The 1,771-nt window shown below is 64.3% G+C and carries 1 protein-coding gene; it reads left to right on the forward strand.

The annotated features are described in order from the left end of the window. Window positions 1–226 precede the first annotated feature (226 nt). A partial coding sequence (locus tag IVB32_RS02720) for a diguanylate cyclase (RefSeq protein ID WP_247409702.1) occupies window positions 227–1,771 on the forward strand: 1,545 nt, incomplete at its 3' end.

Below are 1,771 nucleotides of genomic sequence, written 5' to 3' on the forward strand. Positions count from 1 at the left end.
CACAAGGCGAGGCATGACAGCGGAATTGGTAGCGAACATAGCCTCCCGTCACAGCCGTAACGCGAGGCGCCGCATTTGTATCGATTTGTTATCGATACAATATCGCGAACACGCAGAAGTGGTCAGAGCAATCGTCGCAAGTTTGGATAATTCATAGTTCGTCAAAGGTTTGCAGCGAATTCTCCTGACCGGGCCGGACAAGCGGCCCATGCTGCTAGGCTCTGGAATGCGGACTCAAACGACCAGCTATTTCGCGCGGCTGTTCGCCGGTGATCTGTCGGCCTTTGGCGGTCCCGTAACCGACGAAGCCGTCGCCGGCCATATCCGCGCCGAACAGATGTCGCTGGTGCTCGGCTATTCAGTCGGCATCATGCTGGCCAATGCCTGCAACGCCGGGGTACTCGTCGTCGCGCTGTGGCATTCGCCGGACTTGAAGCTGGCCTTGATCTGGGCCGCCATCGTGGCGGGCGCCGCGATCGCGTTCGGCCTGCAATCCCATGCCGCGCGCCGCATCACCAAACCGCAATTCGTCTCGCGCCGGGCCATGCATCGGCTGGTGCGCAATGCTTTCATCCTCGGCGCCGCCTGGGGCACCGTTCCGGTCGCATTCTTCGTCAATGCCTCAACGGGCGGGCAGCTCGTCATCACCTGCCTTTGCTCGGGGATGCTGGCGGGGGGCGCGCTGGCCTTCGCCACCATCCCGATCGCCGCGATCGCATTCACGGCCCCGATCTTCGCTGGCATCGCGATCTGCCTCGGCAGGAATGGCGATCCGGCGTTTCTGCTGATCGCTTTCCTGGTGGTCGTCTACGGATCAGTGCTGCTGCGCAGCGTGTTCGTCAATTCGATCGCGTTCGCACGGCGCGTGATGCGGCAGATCGAGGCCGAGCGTACGGTGCGGCAGGACTCGCTGACCCATCTGCCCAATCGCGTCGCGTTCAACGAAACGCTCGATGCAGCCTTGAAGCGGCTCGCTCTGTCCGGCGAGGAATTCGCGGTGCTTCTGCTCGATCTCGATCGTTTCAAGGAGGTCAACGACAAGTTCGGCCATCCCGCCGGCGACGAGTTTCTGGTCCAGATCGCGAGCCGCCTGCAACGCTGCACCCGCGCGGCCGAGCATGTCGCACGCATCGGCGGCGACGAGTTCGCGCTGGTGATGGCCAATCGGGCGCGGCCGGAGGATGCGCTCGAGATCGCCGAGCGCTTCGTCGCGGCCTTCGATGAACCGTTCCAGATCGAGGGCCGCCAGATCGTCGGCGCGACCAGCGTCGGCATCGTGCTGGCGCCGCGTGACGGCAGCACGCAACTCGACATCATGAAGAACGCCGACACCGCGCTCTACCGCGCCAAGAAGGCCGGACCTGGCACGGTGTGTTTCTTCGAGGAAGCCGACGACCGCTCGTCACGCGACCGCAAAGCGCTGCAATCGGATCTGGAAGGCGCCATCGCCAGGGACGAGCTGTTCCTGGTGTTCCAGCCGTTCCTCGACCTCGGCGGCAACCGCATCACCGGCTTCGAGGCACTGCTGCGCTGGCAGCATCCCCAGCGCGGGCTGGTGCCGCCGAGCGAATTCATCCCGATCGCCGAGGAAACCGGGTTGATCCACGAGATCGGCGAATGGGTCGTCCGCCGCGCCTGCGCGACGGTTGCCGAGTGGCCCGAAGAGATCAGGGTCGCGGTGAATTTCTCGGCCGCGCAGTTTCACAACAACGGCCTCCTCCAGATCATCGTGCAGGCGCTCGCGGACGCGAAGATCGCCCCGCACCGGCTC

The organism is Bradyrhizobium sp. 23 (assembly GCF_023073295.1).
Classification (GTDB): domain Bacteria; phylum Pseudomonadota; class Alphaproteobacteria; order Rhizobiales; family Xanthobacteraceae; genus Bradyrhizobium; species Bradyrhizobium canariense_D.